Annotated in this window: 22 protein-coding genes; 16 read left to right on the top strand and 6 right to left on the bottom strand. The window is 71.0% G+C overall.

What is annotated here, in order from left to right; translation table 11 throughout:
* Positions 1-14: 14 nt before the first annotated feature.
* Positions 15-524 carry a flavin reductase family protein gene (locus NF681_03920; protein UST54370.1) on the top strand — a complete coding sequence of 170 codons (510 nt, stop codon included), beginning with the start codon at positions 15-17 and terminating at the stop codon, positions 522-524.
* Here the strand turns inward: NF681_03920 and NF681_03915 are convergent.
* Positions 521-1,450 carry an isopenicillin N synthase family oxygenase gene (locus NF681_03915; GenBank protein UST54369.1) on the bottom strand — a complete coding sequence of 310 codons (930 nt, stop codon included), beginning with the start codon at positions 1,448-1,450 and terminating at the stop codon, positions 521-523. The two genes, NF681_03920 and NF681_03915, sit on opposite strands and share 4 nt — an antisense overlap.
* 74 nt (positions 1,451-1,524) lie before the next feature.
* Here NF681_03915 and NF681_03910 point away from each other — a divergent pair, with 74 nt between their 5' ends.
* Positions 1,525-2,523 (top strand): DMT family transporter, encoded by a 999-nt coding sequence (locus NF681_03910; GenBank protein UST54368.1) that lies wholly within the window; start codon positions 1,525-1,527, stop codon positions 2,521-2,523.
* A complete protein-coding gene (locus NF681_03905; protein ID UST54367.1) occupies positions 2,520-3,479 on the top strand; it encodes a glutaminase in 960 nt (319 codons plus the stop codon). The genes NF681_03910 and NF681_03905 overlap by 4 nt, the downstream gene beginning before the upstream one ends.
* 33 nt (positions 3,480-3,512) lie before the next feature.
* Here the strand turns inward: NF681_03905 and NF681_03900 are convergent, their stop codons facing one another.
* Entirely contained in the window at positions 3,513-4,109 is a 597-nt protein-coding gene (locus NF681_03900; GenBank protein UST54366.1) for a DUF427 domain-containing protein, read from the bottom strand.
* Positions 4,110-4,180: 71 nt separating this feature from the next.
* On the opposite strand from NF681_03900, the gene NF681_03895 reads away from it, so the two are divergent.
* On the top strand, positions 4,181-4,654 hold the full coding sequence (locus NF681_03895) for a hypothetical protein (protein ID UST54365.1): 474 nt from the start codon (positions 4,181-4,183) through the stop codon (positions 4,652-4,654).
* Positions 4,655-4,669: 15 nt separating this feature from the next.
* Here NF681_03895 and NF681_03890 read toward each other — a convergent pair whose 3' ends face one another.
* A complete protein-coding gene (locus NF681_03890; protein UST54364.1) occupies positions 4,670-5,908 on the bottom strand; it encodes a CoA transferase in 1,239 nt (412 codons plus the stop codon).
* Positions 5,909-6,083: 175 nt separating this feature from the next.
* Between NF681_03890 and NF681_03885 the strand changes: the two genes are divergently transcribed.
* Positions 6,084-7,136: a patatin-like phospholipase family protein gene (locus tag NF681_03885; GenBank protein UST54363.1), complete on the top strand. Its 1,053-nt coding sequence runs from the start codon at positions 6,084-6,086 to the stop codon at positions 7,134-7,136.
* 47 nt (positions 7,137-7,183) lie between these two features.
* Here NF681_03885 and NF681_03880 read toward each other — a convergent pair whose 3' ends face one another.
* On the bottom strand, positions 7,184-8,383 hold the full coding sequence (locus NF681_03880) for an acyl-CoA dehydrogenase (protein UST54362.1): 1,200 nt from the start codon (positions 8,381-8,383) through the stop codon (positions 7,184-7,186).
* Positions 8,384-8,543: 160 nt separating this feature from the next.
* On the opposite strand from NF681_03880, the gene NF681_03875 reads away from it, so the two are divergent.
* Positions 8,544-9,494 (top strand): LysR substrate-binding domain-containing protein, encoded by a 951-nt coding sequence (locus NF681_03875; GenBank protein ID UST54361.1) that lies wholly within the window; start codon positions 8,544-8,546, stop codon positions 9,492-9,494.
* Between the two features lie 92 nt (positions 9,495-9,586).
* Positions 9,587-9,991, top strand: a complete 405-nt coding sequence (locus NF681_03870) for a phage holin family protein (GenBank protein ID UST54360.1) — start codon at positions 9,587-9,589, stop codon at positions 9,989-9,991.
* Positions 9,992-9,994: 3 nt separating this feature from the next.
* Here NF681_03870 and NF681_03865 read toward each other — a convergent pair whose 3' ends face one another.
* A complete protein-coding gene (locus NF681_03865; protein UST54359.1) occupies positions 9,995-12,052 on the bottom strand; it encodes an acetoacetate--CoA ligase in 2,058 nt (685 codons plus the stop codon).
* A 90-nt stretch (positions 12,053-12,142) separates the two neighbouring features.
* On the bottom strand, positions 12,143-13,456 hold the full coding sequence (locus NF681_03860; protein ID UST54358.1) for an AsmA-like C-terminal region-containing protein: 1,314 nt from the start codon (positions 13,454-13,456) through the stop codon (positions 12,143-12,145).
* 100 nt (positions 13,457-13,556) lie between these two features.
* Here NF681_03860 and NF681_03855 point away from each other — a divergent pair, with 100 nt between their 5' ends.
* From NF681_03855 to NF681_03815, 9 genes are all read left to right on the top strand, one after another.
* Positions 13,557-13,988, top strand: coding sequence for a hotdog fold thioesterase (locus NF681_03855; GenBank protein ID UST54357.1), 432 nt, complete (start codon positions 13,557-13,559; stop codon positions 13,986-13,988).
* A 1-nt stretch (position 13,989) separates the two neighbouring features.
* The gene (locus NF681_03850; GenBank protein UST54356.1) at positions 13,990-15,276 is read left to right on the top strand and encodes an NCS2 family nucleobase:cation symporter; all 1,287 of its coding nucleotides are present in this window, start codon (positions 13,990-13,992) and stop codon (positions 15,274-15,276) included.
* 132 nt (positions 15,277-15,408) lie between these two features.
* Positions 15,409-16,203: a septum site-determining protein MinC gene (minC, locus tag NF681_03845; GenBank protein UST54355.1), complete on the top strand. Its 795-nt coding sequence runs from the start codon at positions 15,409-15,411 to the stop codon at positions 16,201-16,203.
* A 53-nt stretch (positions 16,204-16,256) separates the two neighbouring features.
* Positions 16,257-17,072, top strand: a complete 816-nt coding sequence (gene minD, locus NF681_03840) for a septum site-determining protein MinD (protein ID UST54354.1) — start codon at positions 16,257-16,259, stop codon at positions 17,070-17,072.
* Positions 17,073-17,075: 3 nt separating this feature from the next.
* The gene (gene minE / locus NF681_03835) at positions 17,076-17,354 is read left to right on the top strand and encodes a cell division topological specificity factor MinE (GenBank protein UST54353.1); all 279 of its coding nucleotides are present in this window, start codon (positions 17,076-17,078) and stop codon (positions 17,352-17,354) included.
* A gap of 122 nt (positions 17,355-17,476) precedes the next feature.
* On the top strand, positions 17,477-19,363 hold the full coding sequence (gene tadA, locus NF681_03830; protein UST55853.1) for a Flp pilus assembly complex ATPase component TadA: 1,887 nt from the start codon (positions 17,477-17,479) through the stop codon (positions 19,361-19,363).
* A 145-nt stretch (positions 19,364-19,508) separates the two neighbouring features.
* A complete protein-coding gene (locus tag NF681_03825) occupies positions 19,509-20,693 on the top strand; it encodes a polysaccharide biosynthesis/export family protein (protein UST54352.1) in 1,185 nt (394 codons plus the stop codon).
* Positions 20,690-21,124 (top strand): low molecular weight phosphotyrosine protein phosphatase, encoded by a 435-nt coding sequence (locus tag NF681_03820; GenBank protein UST54351.1) that lies wholly within the window; start codon positions 20,690-20,692, stop codon positions 21,122-21,124. Before NF681_03825 ends, NF681_03820 begins: the two co-directional genes overlap by 4 nt.
* A complete protein-coding gene (locus NF681_03815; GenBank protein ID UST54350.1) occupies positions 21,121-23,382 on the top strand; it encodes a polysaccharide biosynthesis tyrosine autokinase in 2,262 nt (753 codons plus the stop codon). The genes NF681_03820 and NF681_03815 overlap by 4 nt, the downstream gene beginning before the upstream one ends.
* Positions 23,383-23,468: the final 86 nt, after the last annotated feature.

Here is a 23,468-nt window from a genome sequence, read left to right as displayed (position 1 = left end):
CTCGTCGCTCCTTCGTGAAACTTCCCGCCCGGGCCCGGCCGCCCTCCTTCTCGGCTTCTGAATTCCGCCAGGCGCTGGGCATGTTCGCCACGGGCGTGACCGTCGTCACCACGCGCACGGCCGAGGGCGTCTTGGTCGGCCTGACGGCCAGCTCGTTCAACTCGGTCTCGCTGGCGCCGCCGCTGGTGCTGTGGAGCCTGGCGCGCACTTCGGGCTCGATGCCGGCGCTCGGCGCCGGATCGCACTACGCGATCAACATCCTCGCGGCCGACCAGCAGGCGCTGGCCGAGCAGTTCGCGCAGAAGGCGACCGACCGCTGGCTGAACGTCGAATTCACCGAGGGCGCGAGCGGCGCGCCGGTGATCGCGGGCTGCGCCGCGACCTTCGAGTGCTTCAACCGCAGCCGCTACGACGAGGGCGACCACGTGATCTTCGTGGGCGAGGTGGAGCGCTGCGCGCACCGCGAGGGCGCCGCACCGCTGCTCTATCACGGCGGGCGCTTCTACACCGAGCGGCTCCTCTAGCGCCCGTACGTGGCGGCGAAGCGCTGCTGAAGGTAGTCGTGCGCCGTGATGGGCGCGTGGCGCGGCGCCTCGCCCGCGGGCACGCACGAGGAGATCGCCTCGACCCGCGCGTCCGGGTTCGGGTCGAGGAAGAAGGCGATCGAGCGCCGCTCGGCCGCCGGCCGGCGCACGCGGTGCGGCGTCGAGACGTAGACGTCGTTGGTCCAGCGCATCAGGCAGTCGCCGATGTTGCACACGAAAGCGCCTGGCAGCGCGGGCACGTCGATCCAGGTGCCGTCGCGACGCCGCACCTGCAGCCCGGCCACGCCGTCGGTCGCCAGCAGGGTGACGTTGCCGTAGTCGGTGTGGGTGCCGGCGCCGGGACGCTCCGCGTCGGCCGCCGCCGGGGCCGGGTCCGGCGCCGGATAGCGCAGCAGGCGCAGCGTGGCCAGCGGCCGGTCGATCCGGCCGGCGAAGAAATCCTCCGGCAGCCCCAGGTCGAGCGCGAACGCCCGGTGCAGCCGCGTGCCGACCGCGAGCATGGCGTCGAAGTACGCCTGCAGCGTGGCGCGGAAGCCCGGCAGCGGCGGCCAGACGTTGGGCGGCCGGGTGCGGCCGTCGTCGCTCCAGATCAGGTTGAAGGCCTCCTTGTGGTCGGCCGCCGCCGTCTCGTCGAGTGCCTCGACCCCCAGGCCGACGTGGCCCCGGTTGCCGCCGAGCCGGTCGATCGCCAGCTCGCGCTTGACCTCGGCCGGCAGCGCGAACAGGCGCGCGCCCTCGGCGAACGCCGCGTCCACCAGCGCGGCCGGCACGCCGTGGCCGGCGATGGCGAAGAAGCCGACGTCGCGGCAGGCGGCTCCGATGCGCGCGGCGACGGCGCGGCGGGTGGCGGCATCGGGCGCGTCCAGGCCGGCGATGTCGACGAGGGGAAGGTCCGGAACGGTCATGGCGGGGCTTTCATCGGGGCGGCCGCCGGCGCGGCCATTCCGACATCATCTCCGCGCGCGGTAGGCTCGCGGGCATGACCGAACGCAAGACCCACCTCGACGCCGTGGCCATCCGCGTGCTGGTCGCCTGCTGCTCGTTCTGGGGGCTGCAGCAGATCCTCATCAAGTCCACCGTGGCCGAGGTGCCGCCGATGTGGCAGGCCTCGCTGCGCATGGCCGGCGCGGTGCTGCTGCTGATGGCGTGGTGCCGCGCGCGCGGCATCGCGCTGTTCGCGCGCGACGGCACGCTCGCCGGCGGGCTGCTGGTGGGGGCGCTGTTCGCCGGCGAGTTCGTCTGCATCTACGTCGGCCTGCAGCACACCAGCGCCTCGCGCCTGACGGTGTTCCTCTACACCGCGCCGTTCGTGGTGGCGGTGCTGCTGCCGCGCTTCGTGCCGGGCGAGCGCTTGCGGGGCGTTCAGTGGCTGGGGCTGGCGCTGGCCTTCGCCGGCGTGGTGGTGGCGTTCGGGGAAAGCCTGTTCGGCACCGGCGCGGCCACCGGCCGGTGGCGCGGCGACGCCCTCGGGCTGGCCGGCGGCGTGCTGTGGGGCCTGACGACCCTGGCGATCCGCACCGGCCGCCTGGCCACCGCCAGCGCGGAGAAGACGCTCTTCTATCAAATCGCCGTCACGGCGGCCGTCACGCCGGTGCTGTCGCTGGTGATGGGCGAGACGCGCGGCCTGGCGTATTCGGCCGCCGCGTGGGGCTCGATCGCGCTGCAGACCTGCATCGGGGCCTTCGCCAGCTACCTGGCGTGGATGTGGCTGCTGCGCCATTACCCGGCCACGCGCATCGCCTCCTTCACCTTCCTGACCCCGGTCTTCGCGCTGGTGTTCGGCGTCGCGCTGCTGGGCGAGCCGCTGACGGCGCAGCTGCTGCTGGCCCTCGCCGGCGTCGGTCTGGGGGTGGTGCTGGTCAACCGCGACGCGGCGCCGCTCCCGGCCGGGGCGACGGCGACGCCCGCGACCGCGCCTGCTCCGGCGGCTTCCCCGGCGGCCATGCCCACGCCTTCGAGGACGAATCGACCCCGATGAACTTCCAGACCGTCCTCGACCAGATCGACGCCGAGATCCGCCCGCTGCTGGGCGCCGCCGGCAAGGTGGCCAGCTACATCCCGGCGCTCGCGCGCGTGCCGGCCGGGCGCTTCGGCATCGCCCTGCGCACCCGCGACGGCGAGGAGGCTCGCGCCGGCGACGCGGACGAGGCGTTCTCGATCCAGAGCGTGTCCAAGCTCTTCACGCTGATGCTGGCCATGCGCTGCCTGGGCGAGGGACTGTGGGAGCGCATCGGCCGCGAGCCCTCGGGCAACCCGTTCAACTCGCTGGTGCAATTGGAGTTCGAGGCCGGGCGACCCCGCAATCCGTTCATCAATGCGGGCGCGCTGGCGGTGGCCGACCGGCTGGTCACGCAGGCGCGCGTCGGCGGTGGCGACGGCGGTGTGGCGCGCGACGCCCGCGACGACATCCTGGCGCTGATGTCCGACCTCGCCGGCGAGGCGATCGGGTTCGACGCCGAGGTCGCCGCGTCGGAGGCGGCGACGGGCTTCCGCAACGTCGCGCTGGTGAACTTCATGAAGAGCTTCGGCAAGATCGACAACGACGTGGCCGACGTGCTGGCCATGTACTTCCACCAGTGCGCGATCCGCATGAGTTGCGTGCAGCTCGCGCGCGCGGCCGGCTTCCTGTGCCGCGACGGCGCGCACCCGCTGACGCCGGGCCGCGGCGAGGCCCACGCCGTGGTCACCGACCGCCAGGCGCGCCGCATCAACGCGCTCATGCTCACATGCGGCACCTACGACGCCGCCGGCGACGTCGCCTTCTCCATCGGCCTGCCCTGCAAGAGCGGCGTGGGCGGCGGCATCGTCGCCGTGGTGCCCGACCGGCTCACCCTGTGCGTCTGGTCGCCCGCGCTCGACGCCGCGGGCAATTCGCTGCTCGGGCTGAAGGCGCTGGAGCTGTTCGTGGCGAAGACGGGGCTGTCGGTGTTCTGAGCGGCCACCGGACGCCGCGCGCCCGGCGTCCGCTCACCAGCCCTCCGACCCCGGCGCGCCCTTGAACGGGCCGACCAGTTCCGGCGTGATCCAGCCGGCGTAGAAGCGCCCGGGCTGCGGCACCACGCGCAGGCCGTCGACGCGGCAGTCGAGCGGCTGGGGATAGAAGGCGATGTGGCCGGCCAGGGCGGCGTAGTGCGGCAGCGGCGCCGGATACCACCACGCCACCGCCTCCAGGCGCCGCCCCGGCAGCACCACCGACGCGTAGCGCGCCGTGCCCTTCCACTCGCAGAACGACTCGCCGGCGGCCGGCGCGATCAGGTCCTCGCGCACGTCGGCGCGCGGCAGGTACCAGGTCGGCGGGCTGGCGGTCTCCTGCACGCACAGGGCGCGCCGGGTGCGCGCGACCTCGACGTCGCCGGCGTGGACGGTGACCTCGCGCGCGTCGGGCACGAGCCGCGGCGGACGCGGGAAATCCCACACCGAGACCTGACCGGCAGCGGGCGCGACGGCGAACGGCGGCCGCTCGTCGCCCACGTGGCGCCACATCGACCGGGCCCAGGCGCGGCGTTCCCGCGCGTCTTCCTCGTGGTGGTCGTCGTTGCGGGGGGCGGGTGCGTCGATGGCCATGGCGGCGGTCTCCTGTGAGGGTTTCGAGCCATCATGACCGACACGGCCCGCGCCCGTAGTACGGTCGCACCATGACCGAAGAACTCGAACCCATTCAGGAACCCACCCTCTGGCGCGACGACGTCTGGACCGCGCGCGTCATCAAGAACGAGGACGACGACGGCTGGGCCGTGGCCATGACGCGCCACGGCGACCCCGAGCCCGCCCTGGTCGGCCCCTGGACCATGGGCCGCGACAAGAAGAACCCCAAGCCGCTCGACGCGCCCGCCTTCCACACGCTGGTCAAGACCGCCAACGAGGTGCTGCGCCGTCATGAGCAGCAGCTGCACGCGCGCCTGAACAAGCACGTGAACGTGGGCGACGGCTCCGAGCGCATCCGCGTCGCGCTGCGCATCGTGCCCGACGAGGACAACCCGCACGCCGTGCTCAGCGCCGAGGACGCCCATGGCGACACGCTCGCCGAGATCCGCGTGCCGCCGACCTTCAGGCTGACCGCGGACGCCGCCGCCGCCTGGATCGAAAGCGGCTACGAGCGGCCGCGCTGAAGAACTGCCGGAATCTCAGATCGCGCCGGCCGCGCGCAGGGCCGCGCGCTGCGCGTCGTCGAGCCCGAACTCGGCGAGCACCTCGTCGGTGTGCTGGCCCAGGGCCGGCGGCGCGTGACGCAGCACCGGCGGGTTGTCCGCCAGGCGCAGCGGGCTGGCGACGCCCACGATGCGCTCGATGCCGTCGCCCAGCGCCCGGCCGTCGCGCGGCAGCGACACCGCCAGCCCGCGCGCCTTGACCTGCGGGTCGTCGAAGGCCTGCGCGATGTCGTTGATCGGCCCGCAGGGCACGGCCTTGTCCTCCAGCAGCGCCATCCATTCGGCGGTGCTGCGGGTGCGCGTGACCTCCTGCATCGCCGGAATCAGCACCTCGCGGTGCGTCACGCGCAACGTGTTGGTGGCGAAGCGCTCGTCGGCCGACCATTCCGGATGCCCTGCGGCCTCGCAGAAGCGGGCGAACTGGCCGTTGTTGCCGATGGCCAGCAGCATCGCGCCGTCGGCCGTCGGGAAGTCCTGGTAGGGCGCCAGGCTGGGGTGGCTGTTGCCCTGGCGCTGCGGCGCCACGCCGGTGTTGAGGAAGGCGCTGGCCTGGTTGGCCAGGATCGCCATGCCGACGTCGAGCAGCGCCATGTCGATGTGCTGGCCCTTGCCGGTGCGGTGGCGCACCTCCAGCGCGGCGAGGATGGCCGTGCTGGCGTAGACGCCGGTGAACAGGTCGGTGAGCGCCACGCCCACGCGCAGCGGACCGCCGCCGGGCGCGTCGTCCGGGCGCCCGGTGATGCTCATCATCCCGCTGGTGGCCTGGATCATCAGGTCGTAGCCGGCGCGCTGGGCGTGCGGGCCGTCGTGGCCGAAGCCGGTGACGCTGCAATAGACCAGGCGCGGGTTGACCGCGCGCAGACGCTCGAAGTCCAGGCCGTACTGCGCCAGGCCGCCGGTCTTGAAGTTCTCCACCACGATGTCGCTCTGCGCGGCCATGCGCTGGAGCAGCGCCTGCCCCTCGGGCGTGGCCATGTCGACCGTGACCGAGCGCTTGTTGCGGTTGCAGGCGGTGAAATAGGTGGCCTGGTCGGTGTCGTTGCCCTCCGCGTCCCGCAGGAAGGGCGGGCCCCAGGACCGGGTGTCGTCGCCCACGCCGGGCCGCTCGATCTTCACGACGTCGGCACCCAGGTCCGCGAGGATCTGCGTGCACCAGGGACCCGCGAGCACGCGGGAGAGATCGAGAACCTTGATGCCTTCGAGTGCGGATGTCATGGAGCGCTGTCGTGTGGGTTGGACGTGAGGAAACGTGGAAAAGGAGGGGCGGGTGCGAAAGGAGGGACCGGGTCGGACGGCGTTCGTGGTGGATCGGCCTACAGGATGCGGGGTGTCGCGCAGGCGACCTTCCCATACATTAAGAACGATGAAAAAACACGCATCGCAATCCCCATTGACTTCCGCGCGTACCCACGGTAGCGGCGGGCGACCGCGGATTGCCCTGGCGCTGCAGGGCGGCGGCGCGCACGGCGCCTATGGCTGGGGCGTGCTGGAGCGCCTGATGCAGGAGGAGATCGACGTCGTGGCGGTCAGCGGCGCGAGCGCCGGCGCGCTCAACGGCGCGGCGTTCGTGGCCGGACTGGCCACCGGCGGACGCGAGGGCGCGCTCGCGGGCCTGGAGCGCCTGTGGCGCGCGGTGTCCAACGGCTCGCCCCTGAAGGCCTTCGACCACGGCATGTGGAGCGCTCCGATGTTCGAGCCGCTGCTGCGCCGCTCGCTGGAGGCCGGCAAGCTGATGAGCCGCTACGTGGCCCCCTACATGCCCCACATCCGCGACATGCGCGCGCTGCGCCGGGTGGTGGAAGACAGCGTCGACCTGTCGGCGCTGACCCGCTCGGACGCCGTGCCGCTGCACATCGCCGCGACGCGCGTGGCCAACGGCGCGGCGCGTCTGTTCACGGGCGAGGCGATCACGCTCGACGCCCTCATGGCCTCGGCCTGTCTGCCCGACCTGTTCGCCGCGGTGGAGATCGAGGGCGAGGACTACTGGGACGGCGGCTTCTCCGCCAACCCGGCGCTGGAGCCGCTGATCTTCGGCGACGCCGACGCCACCGACGTGCTGATCGTGCAGATCACCCCGTTCATGGACGACGACGTCTCCGCCTCGCTCACGGGTGTCATGGCCCGCATGAGCGACATCGGCTTCAACGCCTGCCTGTTGCGCGACCTGAAGGCGCTGACGGAGGTCCAGGCGATCGCGCGCGAGGCGGCCTCCACCGCACCCAAGATGCAGGCGCTCGCGGCCGTCAACCTGCACCTGATGGAAGCCGCGCCGGCACTGGCGCGGCGCGGACCGGTCAGCAAGGTCGATACGCGCTGGTCGCGGCTCGAGGAATTGCGGGCCCTGGGCCGCGAGACGGCCGAGGCCTGGCTGGCCGAGCACCGCCGTGCCTTCGGCCGCCGCTCGACGCTGACCGAACTGCCCGAGGCCGTGGCGACGGCCTGAGCCGGCGCCACCGGAGTCCGCGCGGCGGCGCATGGGGCCCGCGCGGCTCAGTTCGCGAACGCGGCGATGCCGGTGATCGCGCGGCCCAGGATCAGCGCATGGATGTCGTGCGTGCCCTCGTAGGTGTTCACGACTTCCAGGTTCACCAGGTGGCGCGCCACGCCGAACTCGTCGCTGATGCCGTTGCCGCCCATCATGTCGCGCGCCAGGCGGGCGATGTCGAGCGCCTTGCCGCAGTTGTTGCGCTTCATGATCGAGGTGATCTCGACCGAGGCGGTGCCCTCGTCCTTCATGCGGCCCAGGCGCAGGCTGCCCTGCAGGCCCAGCGCGATCTCGGTCTGCATGTCGGCCAGCTTCTTCTGGATCAGCTGGTTGGCCGCGAGCGGGCGGCCGAACTGCTTGCGGTCGAGCGTGTACTGGCGGGCGCGGTGCATGCAGTCCTCGGCCGCGCCGAGCGCGCCCCAGGAGATGCCGTAGCGCGCGCTATTCAGGCAGGTGAACGGACCCTTCAGGCCCTGCACCTCGGGGAAGGCGTTCTCCTCGGGGCAGAACACGCCGTCCATCACGATCTCGCCGGTGATGCTGGCGCGCAGGCCGACCTTGCCGTGGATGGCCGGGGCGCTGAGGCCCTTCATGCCCTTCTCCAGCACGAAGCCGCGGATCGGGCCGACGGCGCCGGCCTCGCTGACCTCCTTGGCCCACACCACGAACACGTCGGCCAGCGGGGAGTTGCTGATCCACATCTTGCTGCCCGACAGCGAATAGCCGCCCGGCACCTTCTTCGCGCGGGTGGCCATGCTGCCGGGGTCGGAACCGTGATCGGGTTCGGTCAGGCCGAAGCAGCCGATCCATTCGCCGGTGGCGAGCTTGGGCAGGAACTTCTGCTTCTGCGCCTCGGTGCCGAATTCGTTGATCGGCACCATGACGAGCGAGCTCTGCACGCTGGCCATCGAGCGGTAGCCCGAGTCGACGCGCTCGACCTCGCGGGCGATGAGGCCGTAGGCGACGTAGTTCAGGCCCGGGCCGCCGTACTGCTCGGGGATGGTCGGGCCGAGCAGGCCCAGTTCGCCCATCTCGCGGAAGATCGCCGGGTCGGTCTCGCCGCTGCGGAAACCCTCGACGACGCGCGGGGCGAGGCGCTCCTGGCAGTAGGCGTTGGCGGCGTCGCGGATCATGCGTTCGTCGTCGGTGAGCTGGGCGTCCAGCAGCAGCGGGTCGTCCCAGTGGAAGAAAGCTTTGGTGGCCATGGCGCGTGTCTCCGTCGATCGGTGGAAGGTGATGGGGTCATCGTAGCGAGCCGAAGGCGTCGCGGCAAACGAGTGTTTCTCACCCCCGCATGCGTGCGGCGCATATCACGTCGGCCAGTGCTGGCTTCCGGCGTGCCGCATTCATACACTCCACGCATACATGCGCCGCAAGATCCCGCCATTGCAGACCCTCCTGTGCTTCGACGCCGCCGCGCGCCACGAGAGCTACACGCGCGCGGCGCAGGAACTCGCGCTCACGCAGAGTGCGGTGTCGCGCCAGATCGGCTCGCTCGAGGCCTTCCTGGGCGTCGCGCTGTTCCGCCGCACGCGCCACGGCGTCGCGCTGACGGCCGGCGGCCGGGCCTACGCGCGCCAGATCGCGGGCCGCCTCGAGGCCATCGAGCGCGACACGCTCGACGCCATGGCCAACCACGACGCCACCGGCGCGGGCGGCGCGCTGTCGCTGGCGGCGGTGCCGACCTTCGCCACGCGCTGGCTGATCCCGCGGCTGCCCGACTTCGCCCGGCGCTGTCCCGACGTGGTGGTGCACATCGAGACGCGCACGCGCCCGTTCCTCTTCGACGACACCGAGTTCGACGCCGCGCTCTACGCCGGCACGCGCGCGCAGGTCGCGAACTGGCCGGGCACGCGCGCCGTGCGGCTGCTCGACGAGGACGTGATGCCGATCTGCAGCCCGGCCCTGCTGCGGCGCCACGCCGGAGCGCCCGCCCCCGGCGTGGACGCGGACGCGGGGACGACGCCCGGACGGATCGCCGCGATGCCGCTGCTCCAGCAGAGCACGCGGCCCGACGGCTGGCGCCAGTGGTTCGACGCCCAGGGCGTGGAGGCGCCGCTGGCGCGTTCGGGCCCGCGCCACGAGCTGTTCTCCATGCTGGCCGTCGCCGCCGCGCACGGCCTGGGCGTGGCCCTCATCCCGACGCTGCTGATCGCCGAGGAACTCGCGCGCGGCGAACTGGTGGTCGCGTGCCGGCGCCCGCTGAAGGGCGAGCGTGGCTACCACCTCGTCATGCCCGAGCGCGCCCAGGAGCCGCCGGCGCTGGCGCACTTTCGCGACTGGCTGGTCGAGACGGTCGCCGGCGACAGCGCGTGAGGGCGACCGCCGATACGGCGCGGCGCGATGCGGCGGCATCCTCGCGCCCTTCCGCCGCGCCGCCGGCATCCTCGAACGCCGGACCTCCCACCATGCTCCAGACCCTGATCCCCTTCCTCGTCCACTGGGCCGTCATCGCCTTCTCGCTGTGGGTGGCCAGCCACCTGTTCCGCGGCCTGCGCTTCGACACCCCCGGCGCGCTCGCGGCGTCGGCCCTGCTGCTGGGCTTCGCCAACGCGGTGGTCAAGCCGCTGCTGGTGGTGCTGACGCTGCCGCTGACCTTCCTGACCTTCGGTCTGTTCCTGCTGGTCATCAACGCGCTCATGATCCTGCTGGTCTCGGCGCTGGTGCGCGGCTTCCGGGTCTCGGGCTTCTGGACCGCGTTCTTCGCCAGCATCTTCGTGTCGCTGCTGAGCCTGGTGATCGGCGCGCTGCTCGGCGGCGGCGGCGATCCGGCGATGGAGATCCGGATGCCGCAGGACGGCCTCTGGCTCTGACCCTCAGGCCGCCGAGGCCGTGCGCGTGTCCGCGCGCCGGGCCGCGAAGGCGACGTACCAGTCCAGGCAGCCCGGGTTGGCCATCGCCTCCCGGTTGACCACCTGCTCGATCGGCTGGCCCAGCAGCAGCTTCTTGATCGGCAGTTCCTGCTTCTTGCCCGACAGCGTGCGCGGGATCTCCGCCACCGCGTGGATCTCGTCGGGCACGAAGCGCGGCGACAGCGAGGTGCGGATGGCCTGGGCGATGCGTTCGCGCAGGCCGTCGTCGAGCGCGACGCCCTCGCGCAGCACCACGAACAGCGGCATGCAGCTCTCGCGCCCGAGGTATTCGAGGTCGACCACCATCGAATCGAGCACCTCCGGCAGGCGCTCGACGGCGCTGTAGATCTCGCTGGTGCCCATGCGCAGGCCCTGGCGGTTGATGGTGGCGTCGCTGCGGCCGTAGATCACGCAGCCGCCGTCCTCGCCGATGCGGATCCAGTCGCCGTGGCGCCAGACGCCGGGGTAGGTGTCGAAGTAGCTCGACAGGTAGCGCGCGCGGTCCGGGTCGTTCCAGAGGTGGAGCGGCATCGACGGGATGGGCTGCACGCAGACCAGCTCGCCGACCTCCCCCACCACGGACTCGCCGCGCTCGTTCCAGGCCTCGACCGCCGCGCCCAGCTGGCGGCACTGCATCTGGCCGGGCACGTCGGGCAGTTCGCGGTTGCCGCCGACGAAGGCGCCGCAGAAGTCGGTGCCCCCGGAGATGTTGCACCACCACACGCCGGGCGCCCCGGCGGCGGCGAGCTGCGCGCTGCCCCAGCGCTGCACGTCCTCGGGCAGGGGCGAGCCGGTGCTGCCCAGCGCGCGCACGCGGGAGAGGTCGCCGCAGGCCGCGATGTCGAGCCCGGCCTTCATGCAGTTGGCGAAGTAGGCCGCGCCGGCGCCGAAGAAGGTGACGCGGTGGCGCGCCACGAAGCGCCACAGCACGCCCCAGTCGGGCCGCTCGCGGGCGCCGGCCGGATGGCCGTCGTACAGCACGACGGTCGCGCCCATCGCCAGGCCGGAGAGCTGCGAGTTCCACATCACCCAGCCGGTGGAGCTGTACCAGTGGTAGCGCTCGCCGGCGTTGTTGGCGCCGTAGGCCGCGCCGATGTCGTTGTGCAGTCCGCACGCGTACATCGTCAGGACGATGCCGCCGTGCCCGTGGACGATGGCCTTGGGCAGGCCGGTGGTGCCGCTCGAATAGAGGATCCACAGCGGATGGTCGAAGGGGAGCCAGTCGGGCTCGAAGGCGGCGACCTCGGCATCGTCGCGCGCGCTGGCCTCGGCCCAGTCGACCTCGGCGTCCAGCGCGCCGGTGGCGAAGCCGCTGCGCACCCGCAGCAGGTTGCGCACGCTCGGGAGCCGGTCGCGCAGCTCGCGCACGACCCCGGCGCGATCGAGCGGCCGGCCGCCGTAGTTCACGCCGTCGGTGGCGATCAGCACCACCGGCTCGATCTGGCGGAAACGGTCGACCACGGCGGCGACGCCCATGTCGGGCGCGCACACGCTCCAGATCGCCCCGACGCTGGCGCAGGCGAGGAAGGCGACGATGGTCTCGGGCACGTTGGGCAGGTAGGCCGCGACGCGGTCGCCGCGCCGCACGCCCAGCGCGCGCAGCGTGAGCGCGACCGAGGCGACCTGGCGCCGCAGTTCGGGCCAGGACAGCTCGCGCACCACGCCGCGCTCGTCCTCGGCGACGATCGCCGGCACGCCGGCCGCGTGCGCGGCATCGACGTGGCGCAGCACCTCGCACGCGTAGTTGACCCGCGTGCCGGGAAACCACACCGCCCCGGGCATCCGTCGCTCGGCCAGCACCGTCCCCGGCCGGTCGGGCGACCGCACGTCGGCGTACTCCCAGACGCTGCGCCAGAAGCCGTCGAGGTCGGTGACCGACCAGCGCCAGAGCGCGTCGTAGTCGTCGAAGGCGATGCCGCGCGTGGCGCGCAGCCAGTCCTGGTAGCGACGGATGAGGGGGACGTGGGGGGCGGTCGTGGCGCCGAGGACGGGATGGGCAGGATGGGCGGGATGGGCGGTCATGGTTGCCGGGAAGCTTAGGTCCGCCACGCGGCCGGCGCCCTGGGGAATGTCCGGTGCGGATGCCCGCGCCTGTCCGCTGCGCGACGCGCCTCAGGGCGCCCGAGGCCCCCGGTGCGGCGTCTTGACCTCGTCCTTCTTCCCGCCCCCGAACAGCCGCTCGATCTGCTGCCCGATGCGCGCGCCGATCGCCGTGCCCACGCCGGGGAGCACCGCCGTGCCCACCGCCGCGCCGGCGAGCGCGCCGCCGGTGAGCGACAGCTCGGGGTTGTCGAGCGTGCCGCCGAGCTTGAGCGGCACGCCGACCACGCCGTCGACGATGTCCACCGCCGCCTCGCCGTCGAGCCGACGGTTGAGCACGCGCGCGTTGCCCGTCGCGGTGAGGAGGCCCGAGCGCGCCTTCAGGTCGCGGTAGTTCAGTTCGATGCCGTCGTCGGTGGTGCGCGTCTCCAGCCTGCCGGTGAGCTGGTCGAGCGGCGTGCGGCCGCCGCGCGTGGTGCCGGCGCTCTTCACGGCACGGGCGAGATCGATGCGCGTGAGCGTGGCCGGCCGCACCTCGAAGCGCGTGCGCGTGCGCAGGCCCCGCCACAGCGCGGGCACGGTGTCGCCGGTGGCGTCGAAGCTCGTCTCGCCGCGCAGGGTGCCGGCGATCGGGGTGCTGCGCCCGAAGGTCTGCAGCAGCGTCTCGAGGTCGATCTCGCGGGGCTCGAGCCGCCCCGTCAGGGTCATGCGCCCCTCGGACGCCGTCTCCAGGCGCGCCGTGCCGCTCCAGGTGCCCCCGGCCAGGTCGATGTCCACGCGCCAGCGATCGGTGGCGGGGTCCTCGCGCTCGATGCGCGCGCGCGCGGGCGGCTCGACCTCGCGGCGGCGGACCTCGGCGGTGCGCGGGCGCCAGTGCGGGTCGAACTCGGCCTCGCCGTCGTAGCGCAGCGCGATGCCGCGCCGGTCGATCCAGGTCAGGTCGGTGAAGCGCGCGCGCGGCACGGGGACGTCGGCCACCCGCCAGGCGCCGGCCACCTCCGGCACGTCCGCGCCGCCCTTGCCGCGAAAGGCCCGCATCGAGGCGCGCGGCACGGCGATGCCGTCGGCCTCGACCGCCTCCAGGCGCAATTCGCGCGCGAAGACGGCCCCCCAGGGCATGGCGGCCGAAGCGCGGCGCACGCGGATGGGATCGTCCTGCAGGGTCTCGACCTCCTCCACCACCACGTTCGGGCGTGGCCACGGCGACCAGTGCAGGCGGCCGATCTTCAACCCGATGCCGGTGCGCTCGCCGAACGCCCGGACGACCCGCGCGGCGACCTCTTCGTCGCTCGGCAGCTTCCAGACCGCGAACCCCAGCGCGGCGACGGTCATGGCCCCCAGCACGATCCCGCCCATAGCCAGCCGTCGTCGAAGGGGTGATGTCATGGTCCGCAGCTTAAGGGTTGACGCGAACGCGGCGCCAGCGCCCGGCGTCGCTATAGTTTTGCGTCCATCCCCGGCGCCCGCCCCCATCCCAGGATCCTCCATGGCCATCTGGCAAAAACCGATCTCGCTCGAACAGCTTCTCCAGGGTTCCCTGAACACCGCCATCTCGCGGCTCGGCATCGAGTTCACCGAGGTCGGCGACGACTTCCTGCGCGGCCGCGTGCCGGTCGACGAGCGCACGGTCCAGCCCTACGGCCTGCTGCACGGGGGCGTGTCGGTGGTGCTGGCCGAGACGCTGGGCTCCAGCGGCGCGTACTACGCCGCGCCCGAGGGCCATCGCGCGGTCGGCCTGGACATCAACGCCAACCACCTGCGCGCGGCCACCGGCGGCTGGGTCACCGGCACGGCGCGTCCCGTGCATCGCGGCCGCACCACGCACGTCTGGCAGATCGACATGACCAACGACGCGGGCGAACTGACCTGCGTCTCGCGCCTGACGATGGCGATCCTGCTGCCGCGTGGCGATCGCTGACATGGCCGCGCTCTTCCGCTGGCGCGAAGTCCGCGCGACCGACGGCGCCGTGGTCGCCCCCGACGAACGCCTGCCCTGGCCGCAGACCGCCGTGATGGGCGTGCAACACGTGATCGCCATGTTCGGCGCCACCGTGCTCGCGCCGATCCTCATGGGCTTCAACCCCAACATCGCCATCCTGATGAGCGGCGTGGGCACGCTGATCTTCTTCCTCATCACCGGGGGGCGGGTGCCGAGCTACCTCGGCTCGAGCTTCGCCTTCATCGGGGTGGTGATCGCGGCGAGCGGCTACGCCGGGCCGGGGCCCAACGCCAACATCGCCGTCGCGCTCGGCGGCATCGTGGCGTGCGGCGCGCTCTACATCGCCATCGGCGCGCTGGTGCAGGCCGTCGGCACCGGCTGGATCGAACGCTTCATGCCGCCGGTGGTCACCGGCGCGGTCGTCGCCGTGATCGGGCTGAACCTGGCCAACGTGCCCATCAAGAACATGGCCTCGGGCAACTTCGACGCCTGGATGCAGGCCATGACCTTCCTGTGCGTCGGTCTGGTGGCGGTGTTCGCGCGCGGCATGGTGCAGCGCCTGCTGATCCTGGTGGGTCTGCTGCTGGCGACGGCGGTCTACGCCGTGCTGACCAACGGCCTCGGACTGGGCAAGCCGGTCGACCTCGCCGGCATCGCCAGCGCGGCATGGTTCGGCCTGCCGGCCTTCACGGCGCCGGTGTTCACCGGCAACGCGATGCTCCTGATCGCGCCGGTGGCCATCGTGCTGGTGGCGGAGAACCTCGGGCACCTCAAGGCCGTGACCGCCATGACCGGGCGCAACCTCGACCCGCTCATCGGCCGCGCTTTCATCGGCGACGGCGTCGCCACGGTGGTCAGCGGCATGGCCGGCGGCACCGGCGTGACGACGTACGCCGAGAACATCGGCGTCATGGCCGCCACGCGCATCTACTCGACGGCGGTGTTCGTGGTGGCGGCGGTCATCGCCCTGCTGCTGGGCTTCAGCCCCAAGTTCGGCGCGCTGATCCAGGCCATTCCGCTGCCGGTGATGGGCGGCGTGAGCATCGTCGTCTTCGGGCTGATCGCGGTGGCCGGCGCCAAGATCTGGGTCGACAACCGGGTCGACTTCTCGCAGAACCGCAACCTCATCGTGGCGGCCATCACGCTGATCATCGGCACCGGCGACTTCACCCTGCGCTTCGGCCAGTTCGCGCTCGGGGGCATCGGAACCGCCACTTTCGGGGCCCTGATCCTGTGGGCCTTGCTGGGCCGCGCGCGGAACGCCTGATGCATCGGCACGACAACTAAAGTCTGAAGATCGGGGGGGCGCGCCCGGCGCCTTCGAACCCATGCCGTACATGACGCTACCGTCGGGCGGCCGGCCCCGTTAGACTTCTCCGCTTTTCGGACGAATTCATCCATGGCCGATGCTTCAGCCGCGCGCACCAAGGCGGTTTTCGAATTCAAGAGCGCCACGCTGCCGCTGATCGCGGTGATCCTGAAGACGGCGGACCTCCGGCTGCTCGCAGCCGCGCTGGAGGAGCAACTGGCCGATTCGCCGGATTTCTTCGAGCAGGAACCGGTCGTCATCGACCTGTCGCAGTTGCCCGAACACCTGGGCGGCCATCCGCCCGCCACCATCGATTTCCGCGTGCTGCGCGACCTGCTCGCACGCTACCAGACGCAACCCATCGCCCTGCGCGGCGGCAGCGAGGCCCACAACGCCGCGGCGCGTGCCGCCGGGCTGTCCATCGCCGCCATGCCGGTCGCTCCCACGCCCGGAGCGCGCGCGGCGGCGGCGGCGGCCCCCGTGCCGGCGCCCGCGCCCGCCCCGGCCCCGGCGAGCGAGCCCGTGCAGATCGTGCGCGAGGTGCCCGTGCCCGGCAGCACGCTGGTCATCGACAAGCCGATGCGCTCGGGCCAGCAGGTGTATGCGCGCGGCGGCGACGTCATCGTGCTGGCGGTGGTGAACTTCGGCGCCGAGGTCATCGCCGACGGCAACGTCCACGTCTACGCGCCGCTGCGGGGCAAGGCCATCGCCGGCGCCCGGGGCGACACCAGCGCCCGCATCTTCACGACTTGCATGGAAGCCCAGCTCGTGGCCATCGCGGGCATCTACCGCACCTCCGAAGTCGACCTGCCCGCGCACCTGCAGGGCAAGGCGGTCCAGATCCACCTGGACGACAAGAAGCTCCTCATGGACGCCCTCCTCTGATGGCACGTCCTAAGGCAAACCAACAACCGAAAAAGCGAACAAGGAACAAATCGATGGCCAAGATAGTGGTGGTGACCTCCGGCAAGGGCGGCGTCGGCAAGACGACCACGAGCGCGAGCTTCGCCACGGGACTGGCGTTGGCCGGCAAGAAGACGGCGGTCATCGACTTCGACGTCGGTCTGCGCAACCTCGACCTGATCATGGGCTGCGAGCGCCGCGTGGTGTACGACCTGATCAACGTCATCCAGGGCGAGGCCAACCTGACGCAGGCGCTGATCAAGGACAAGCAGTGCGACAACCTGTTCGTGCTGGCCGCCTCGCAGACGCGCGACAAGGACGCGCTCACGCAGGACGGCGTCGAGCGGGTGCTCAAGGAGCTCTCGGCGATGGACTTCGACTTCATCGTGTGCGACTCGCCCGCGGGCATCGAGACCGGCGCCCTGATGGCGATGCACTTCGCCGACGAGGCGCTGATCGTCACCAACCCCGAGGTGTCCTCGGTGCGCGACTCCGACCGCATCCTGGGCATGCTCGGGAGCAAGACCAAGCGCGCCAAGGACGGCGCCGAGCCGATCAAGGAACACCTGCTCATCACGCGCTACAACCCGCACCGCGTGGCCGGCGGCCAGATGCTGTCGCTGGAGGACATCCAGGACATCCTGCGCATCAAGCTCATCGGCGTCATCCCGGAATCGGAGACCGTGCTCAACGCCTCCAACCAGGGCGTGCCCGCCATCCACGACAAGGGCACGGACGTCTCCGAGGCCTACACCGACGTGGTGGCGCGCTTCCTGGGCGAGGACCGTCCGATGCGCTTCACCGAAGCCGAGAAGCCGGGCTTCTTCAAGCGCCTGTTCGGAGGCAAGTAAGCCATGTCCTTCCTCTCCTTCCTTCTGGGCGAAAAGAAGAAAACGGCCACGGTCGCCAAGGAGCGGCTCCAGATCATCCTCGCCCATGAACGCTCAGGCCTGAGCGGCACGAAGCGTCCGGACTACCTCCCCGACCTGCAGCGTGAACTGATGGCGGTGATCTCCAAGTACGTCTCGATCAACCCCGAGGACATCAAGGTCCACCTGGAGCGTCAGGACGACCTGGAGGTGTTGGACATCAAGATCGAGCTTCCCGAAAGCGTGCCCACGCCCGCGCGCTGAGCATCCTCTCCCGCGGCATCGGGTCGCGCAACCCTTGGAGTGCATCGATGAGCGAGTCGAAAACGCTGGACTTGAACACGCCTGCCGCCGAGTCGGCCGCCGAAGGCGGCATCGGCACCGCGTTGACCTCGCGCGTCGTCACGACCCCCGACGACCTGCTGCGCGCCATCGCGCGCCAGGGCCGCATGCCGATGGTGCGCATCGGCGAGGCGCTGGTCTCCCTGGGCATGATCACGCCCGAGCAGCTCACCGAGGCGCTGTCGCGCCAGCAGCTCGACCGGCGCGTGCCCGTGGGCGAACTGCTGGTCAACAGCGGCGCGGTCTCGCGCGCGGACTTGCAGGTCGCGCTGACGCGCAAGATGGGCTATCCGCTGGTGGACGTCGACGCGTTCCCGGTCGATCCCGAGGCCCTGCGCAAGCTCGGCTACGCGACGGCGCAGCGGCTGCAGATCATGCCGCTGATGCTGCACGACGGCCGCCTGGTCATCGCGATGGACAACCCGACCAACCGCCACAGCGCCATCGACGAGGCCGAGTTCAGCGCGCAGATGAAGATCGTGCCCGTGCTGGCCCAGTGCCGCGACCTCAACCGGGCGCTGCACACGGCCTACGAGAAGATCGGCGCCCTCGCCGACAGCCGCTACATCAACGCCAGCCTGCAGCCGCTGGAGTTCGCGCCGGGCAACACCGAGGACCTGCTGCTCACGCTGGAGAAGGAAGGCACCCAGGACCGGCCCGACGAGGACGAGACCATCGAGCAGTCCGACAACTCGCTGGTGCGCATGATCAACCGCATGATCGTGGACGCCCACGAGAGCGGCGTCTCCGACATCCACATCGAGAGCTATCCGGGCCGGGAGAAGATCCGCATCCGCTTTCGCAAGGACGGCCAGCTGCGCACGCACCTGGAGCTGCCGCCGAACTACCGCAACGCCATGATCGCGCGCGTGAAGATCATGTGCGACCTCGACATCAGCGAGAAGCGCAAGCCCCAGGACGGCAAGATCAACTTCGCCAAGTTCTCGCCGCAGCACAAGATCGAGCTGCGCGTGGCCACCATCCCCACCAACAACGGCCTGGAGGACGTGGTGATGCGGATCCTGGCCTCGGCCAAGCCGATTCCGCTGGAGAAGCTCGGCCTGTCGAACAGCAACCTCGAGCGCCTCAAGCGCGCCGTGGAGCGCCCCTACGGCATGGTGCTGTGCGTCGGCCCCACCGGCTCGGGCAAGACCACCACGCTGCACTCCGCGCTCAGCCACATCAACCTGCCCGAGCGCAAGATCTGGACCGCCGAGGACCCGGTGGAGATCACCCAGGCCGGACTGCGCCAGGTGCAGATCAATCCGCGCATCGACTGGACCTTCGCCAAGGCGCTGCGCGCCTTCTTGCGCGCCGACCCGGACGTGATCATGGTGGGCGAGATCCGCGACGAGGAGACCGCCAAGACCGCCGTCGAGGCCTCGCTCACGGGCCACCTGGTGCTCTCCACGCTGCACACCAACAGCGCCCCCGAGACCGTCACCCGCCTGCTCGACATGGGCATGGACCCGTTCAACTTCGCCGACTCGCTGCTCGCCATCCTGGCGCAGCGGCTGGTGCGGCGGCTGTGCCCGCACTGCCGCACCACCCGTCCCGCCACGCCCGAGGAAGTCGACGAGCTGCTCTCGGACTACCTCAACGCCTTCGGCGGCGAGTCCACCGCCACCGAGCGCGACGCGGTGCGCGCCTCGTGGCTGCGGCGCCACGGCAAGGACGGCCACATCCCCATGCATGCGAGCGCCGGTTGTCCGGAATGCGAAGGCAGCGGCTTCAAGGGCCGCGCCGGCCTGCACGAGCTGATGGTGATCTCGCGCGAACTGCGCCACCTCATCCAGACCGGCGCGCGCGCCGAGGCCCTGCAGGCCACCGCCCTGCGCCAGGGCATGCGCACCTTGCGCCAGGACGGCATCGAGAAGGTGCTCGCCGGCCTGACCGCCATCGACGAGGTGCGCGCGACGAGCAACGTGTGAGGCCGCTCGTCTGCCATCCGAATCCCTGAACAGAAGGCGGATGACCACTCAATTCGAGGGATCAAATCAGTTAACCTTCACTCACAATTACGCAATGTGGGTGGGTGCCTTGTGCATTTCGCCGAGGTAACTCAGAGGATCCGAGTTGAATTCCGACATGATGAAGAAGCGCCGTGCGGGTCATGGCAAGTGGGTGTGCGCCGGGCTGTGGATGGCGCTGGTGCTCGGTCTGCAGGGTTGCAAGGTGCTCACCGCGCCGGGTTTCGGTTACGCCGACGCGGGCACGCGCACCAGCGTGCCGCTGGGCCAGTACGTGGCCGGCGATCCGGACAATCCTCCCCGGGGCGTGATCATCCCGATCACCAAGGAGCTGGTGCAGGCCCAGAAGATGTCGCGTCCGCGCGACATCGCGCCGGAGATCAAGGCCCTGTTCGGCACGCCCGCGCCCTACACCATCGGCCCGAGCGACGTCATCGGCATCGTGGTCTACGACAACCCCGACCTGCTGCCCGCCGCCTCCGCCGTCATCACCCAGCAGGTCGACCCCACCGGCATCAGTTCGGCCCCCGGCTTCATCGTCAGCGCGGGTGGCGAGGTGAGCTTTCCCTACATCGGCCGCGTCAAGGTCGCCGGCCTGACCGAGATCGAGGCCAGCGACCTGATCGAGCGCCGCCTCACCAAGTTCATCCGCGAGCCGCAGGTGTCGGTGCGCATCGTGTCGTTCCGCAGCCGCCGCGCCTATGTCGAGGGCGAGGTGCGCACGCCCGGCCTGCAGCCCTTCACCGACGTGCCCATGACGCTGCCCCAGGCGCTCAGCCGCGCCGGCGGCATCACCGCCCTGGGCGACCGCGCGGTGGTGCACCTCACGCGCGGCGACGTCACCACGCGCATCGACCTCATCGCGCTGGAGGAGCTGGGCATCAACCCCAACCGCATCCTGCTGCAGAACGACGACCTCATCACGGTGCGCAGCCGCGAGGAGAACAAGGTCTACGTGATGGGCGAGACCACGATCGCCTCGGCGCTCACCATGAACAACGGCCGCCTGTCGCTCAACCAGGCGCTGGGCGAGGCGCGCGGGCCCGATCGCACGACCGCCAACACCGCGCAGGTCTACGTCATCCGCAACAACGCCGAGGGCGACCCGGCGCTGTTCCACCTCGACGCCAACTCGCCCGCCGCGCTGGCGCTGGCCGAGAATTTCGCGCTCAGGCCGCGCGACGTGGTCTACATCGACCCGGTGCCGCTGGTGCAGTGGAACCGCATCGTGAGCCTCATCCTGCCCAGCGCGCAGGTCCTCTACACCGGCCGGCAGATCTCGTCGCCATGAAATCCGTCCTCGTGGTTTGCATCGGCAACATCTGCCGCAGTCCGATGGGCCAGGCCCTCCTCGCGGCGGCGGCACCGGACATCGAGGTCACCTCGGCGGGCACCGGCGCGCTCATCGGCCAGCCGGCCGACCCGATCGCGCGCGAACTCATGACCGCGCGCGGGCTCGACATCGAGAGCCACATCGCGCGCCAGATCAACCAGGCGATGTGCCAGTCGTCCGACCTGATCCTGACGATGGACAACGAGCAGCGCCGCTACATCGAGGCGCGCTTCCCGTTCGCGCGCGGCCGGGTGTTCCGCCTGACCGAGACCCTCAAGCTCGACGTGCCCGACCCCTACCGCCGGGGTCAGGCCGCCTTCGACCACGCCTATCGCCTCATCGATGCCGGTGCCACCGCCTGGGCCGAGCGAATCAAGCAATTCAAATGACCCCCTCCGCCACCGCATCGACCCTGGCGCGCGCCTCCCAGGTGCCCGCCCCCGCGCCCGCCGGCGGACGCGACGACGAGATCAACCTCGCCGAGTACTTCGACATCCTGGTCGACCGCAAGTGGCTGGTGGCCGGCGTCACGGCCCTGGGACTGGCGCTGGGCGTGGCCTACGCGCTGCTGGCCACGCCGATCTACCAGTCGAACCTGCTCATCCAGGTGGAGGACACCGCGCCGGACGCCAAGGGCTTCCTGGGCGATGCCACCAGCCTGTTCGAGGTGAAGACGCCCGCGACCGGCGAAATCCAGATCCTGCGCTCGCGCATGGTGCTGGGCAACGCGGTGGACGCCACGCGGCTCTACATCGACGCCCGGCCGCGCTACCTGCCCATCGTGGGCGAATGGCTGGCACGCCGCGCGCACGACCTCTCGACGCCCGGCTTCCTGGGCATGGACGGCTATGTCTCCGGCCGCGAGGGCATCGAGGTGGATCGCCTGGACGTGCCCGCCGAGATGGAGGACGGCAAGCCCTTCACCATCACCGCCCTGGGCGAGAACCGCTACCAGCTCGACCACGAGGACCTGCGCCAGCCGCTGACCGGCACCGTGGGCCAGGCGGTGGAGTTCGCCGGCGACGCCGACACCGGCCCCATCCGCATGCTTGTCTCGCGCCTGGACGGCCGCCCCGGCGCCGAGTTCCGGGTGGAGCGCGCGTCGCGCCTGGCCACCATCGAGAACCTGCAGAAGCGCCTGCAGCTCGGCGAACAGGGCAAGCAGTCCAACGTGATCACCGTCACGCTCGAGGACAGCGACCGCGCGCGGCTGACGACCACGCTCAACGCCATCGGCGCGGCCTACGTGCGCCAGAACGTCGAGCGCAAGGCGGCCGAGGCCGAGAAGACCATCGGCTTCCTGGACAGCCAGCTGCCCGAGTTCAGGAAGCAGGTGGAGGCCTCCGAGGACCTCTACACGCGATTCCGCAACAAGAACGGCACCATCGCGCTGGACGAGGAAGCCAAGGGCGTGCTCGGCCAGACCGTCGAGCTGCAGACCAAGCTGCTCGAGGCGCAGCAGCAGCGGCGCGCGCTGGCCGACAAGTACACCGACATCAACCCCCGCGTGCGCACCGTCGACGGCCAGATCGCGGCCATCAACCGCGAGATTGGCGCGCTCAACAACCGCGTGAGCAAGCTGCCCACCATCGAGCAGGACGCCCTGCGGCTCGAACGCGACGTGCGCGTGAACAACGAGCTGTACAAGTCGCTGCTCAACAGCTCGCTGCAGCTGCGCCTGGTCAAGGAGGGCAAGGTCGGCAACGTGCGCCTGCTCGACCGCGCCGTGCCTCCCAAGATCCCGGTCAAGCCGCAGAAGCCGCTGATCGCCGCGCTGGGCCTGGTGCTGGGGCTGCTGTCCGGGGTGGCGCTGGCCATCGTGCGCAACCTGTTCATGGGCGGCATCCGCAACCCGCAGGAGATCGAGGCGCACACCGGGCTCAACGTGTATTCGGTCGTGCCCTTCACGCAGGAGCAGCTGCTCATCGAGCAGCGCATCGCCGCCAAGACCCCGGGCCTGCAGCTGCTGGCCGTCGCCAATCCGGAGAGCCCGCCGGTGGAAAGCCTGCGCAGCCTGCGCATCGCGCTGCAGTTCGCGACCCTGGAGGCGGGCAACAACCGCGTGATGATCACCGGTGGCACGCCGGGCGTGGGCAAGAGCTTCATCTCCGCCAACTTCGCGGCCATCATGGCCATCGCCGGCAAGCGCGTGGTGCTGATCGACGCCGACATGCGCAAGGGTCACATCCACCAGCAGTTCGGCACCAAGCGCGAGAACGGCCTGTCGGAACTGCTGGCCGGCATGATCGGCGAGGCGCAGGCGATCCGGCGCGAGGTCATCCCCAACCTCGACCTCATCACCACCGGCAAGCTGCCGCTCAATCCGGCCGACATGATGATGTCGGAGACCTTCAGGAACCTGATGGACACCCTGTCGGCCCAGTACGACTTGGTGGTCATCGACACTCCGCCGGTGCTGGTGGCGGCCGACGCCGCCGCGGTGGCGCCGCTGGCCGGTGCCGTGCTGCTGGTGGCGCGCGCCGATCAGACCCAGCTGGGTGAACTCAACGAGAGCGCCAAGCGACTCGTGCAGGCCGGCAAGCCCGCCTCCGGCGTGATCTTCAACGCCATGGACATGACGCGGCGCCACTACGGCAGCTACAAGTACGGCGGCTACCGCTACACGGAATACAAGTACAAGGCCTGAGCGTCTCCGCCGGGCCGTCGAATCGGCAATTTTCCATCTCGCTGCTTCCTAGAATTTTCAGGGGTCTCCAGGCCTGGAGACATGTC

It is taken from the genome of Comamonadaceae bacterium OTU4NAUVB1, assembly GCA_024372625.1.
GTDB lineage: Bacteria > Pseudomonadota > Gammaproteobacteria > Burkholderiales > Burkholderiaceae_C > Variovorax.
The sequence above is the reverse complement of the archived record's forward strand: the minus strand, read 5'-3'. Positions and strand labels throughout refer to the sequence as shown.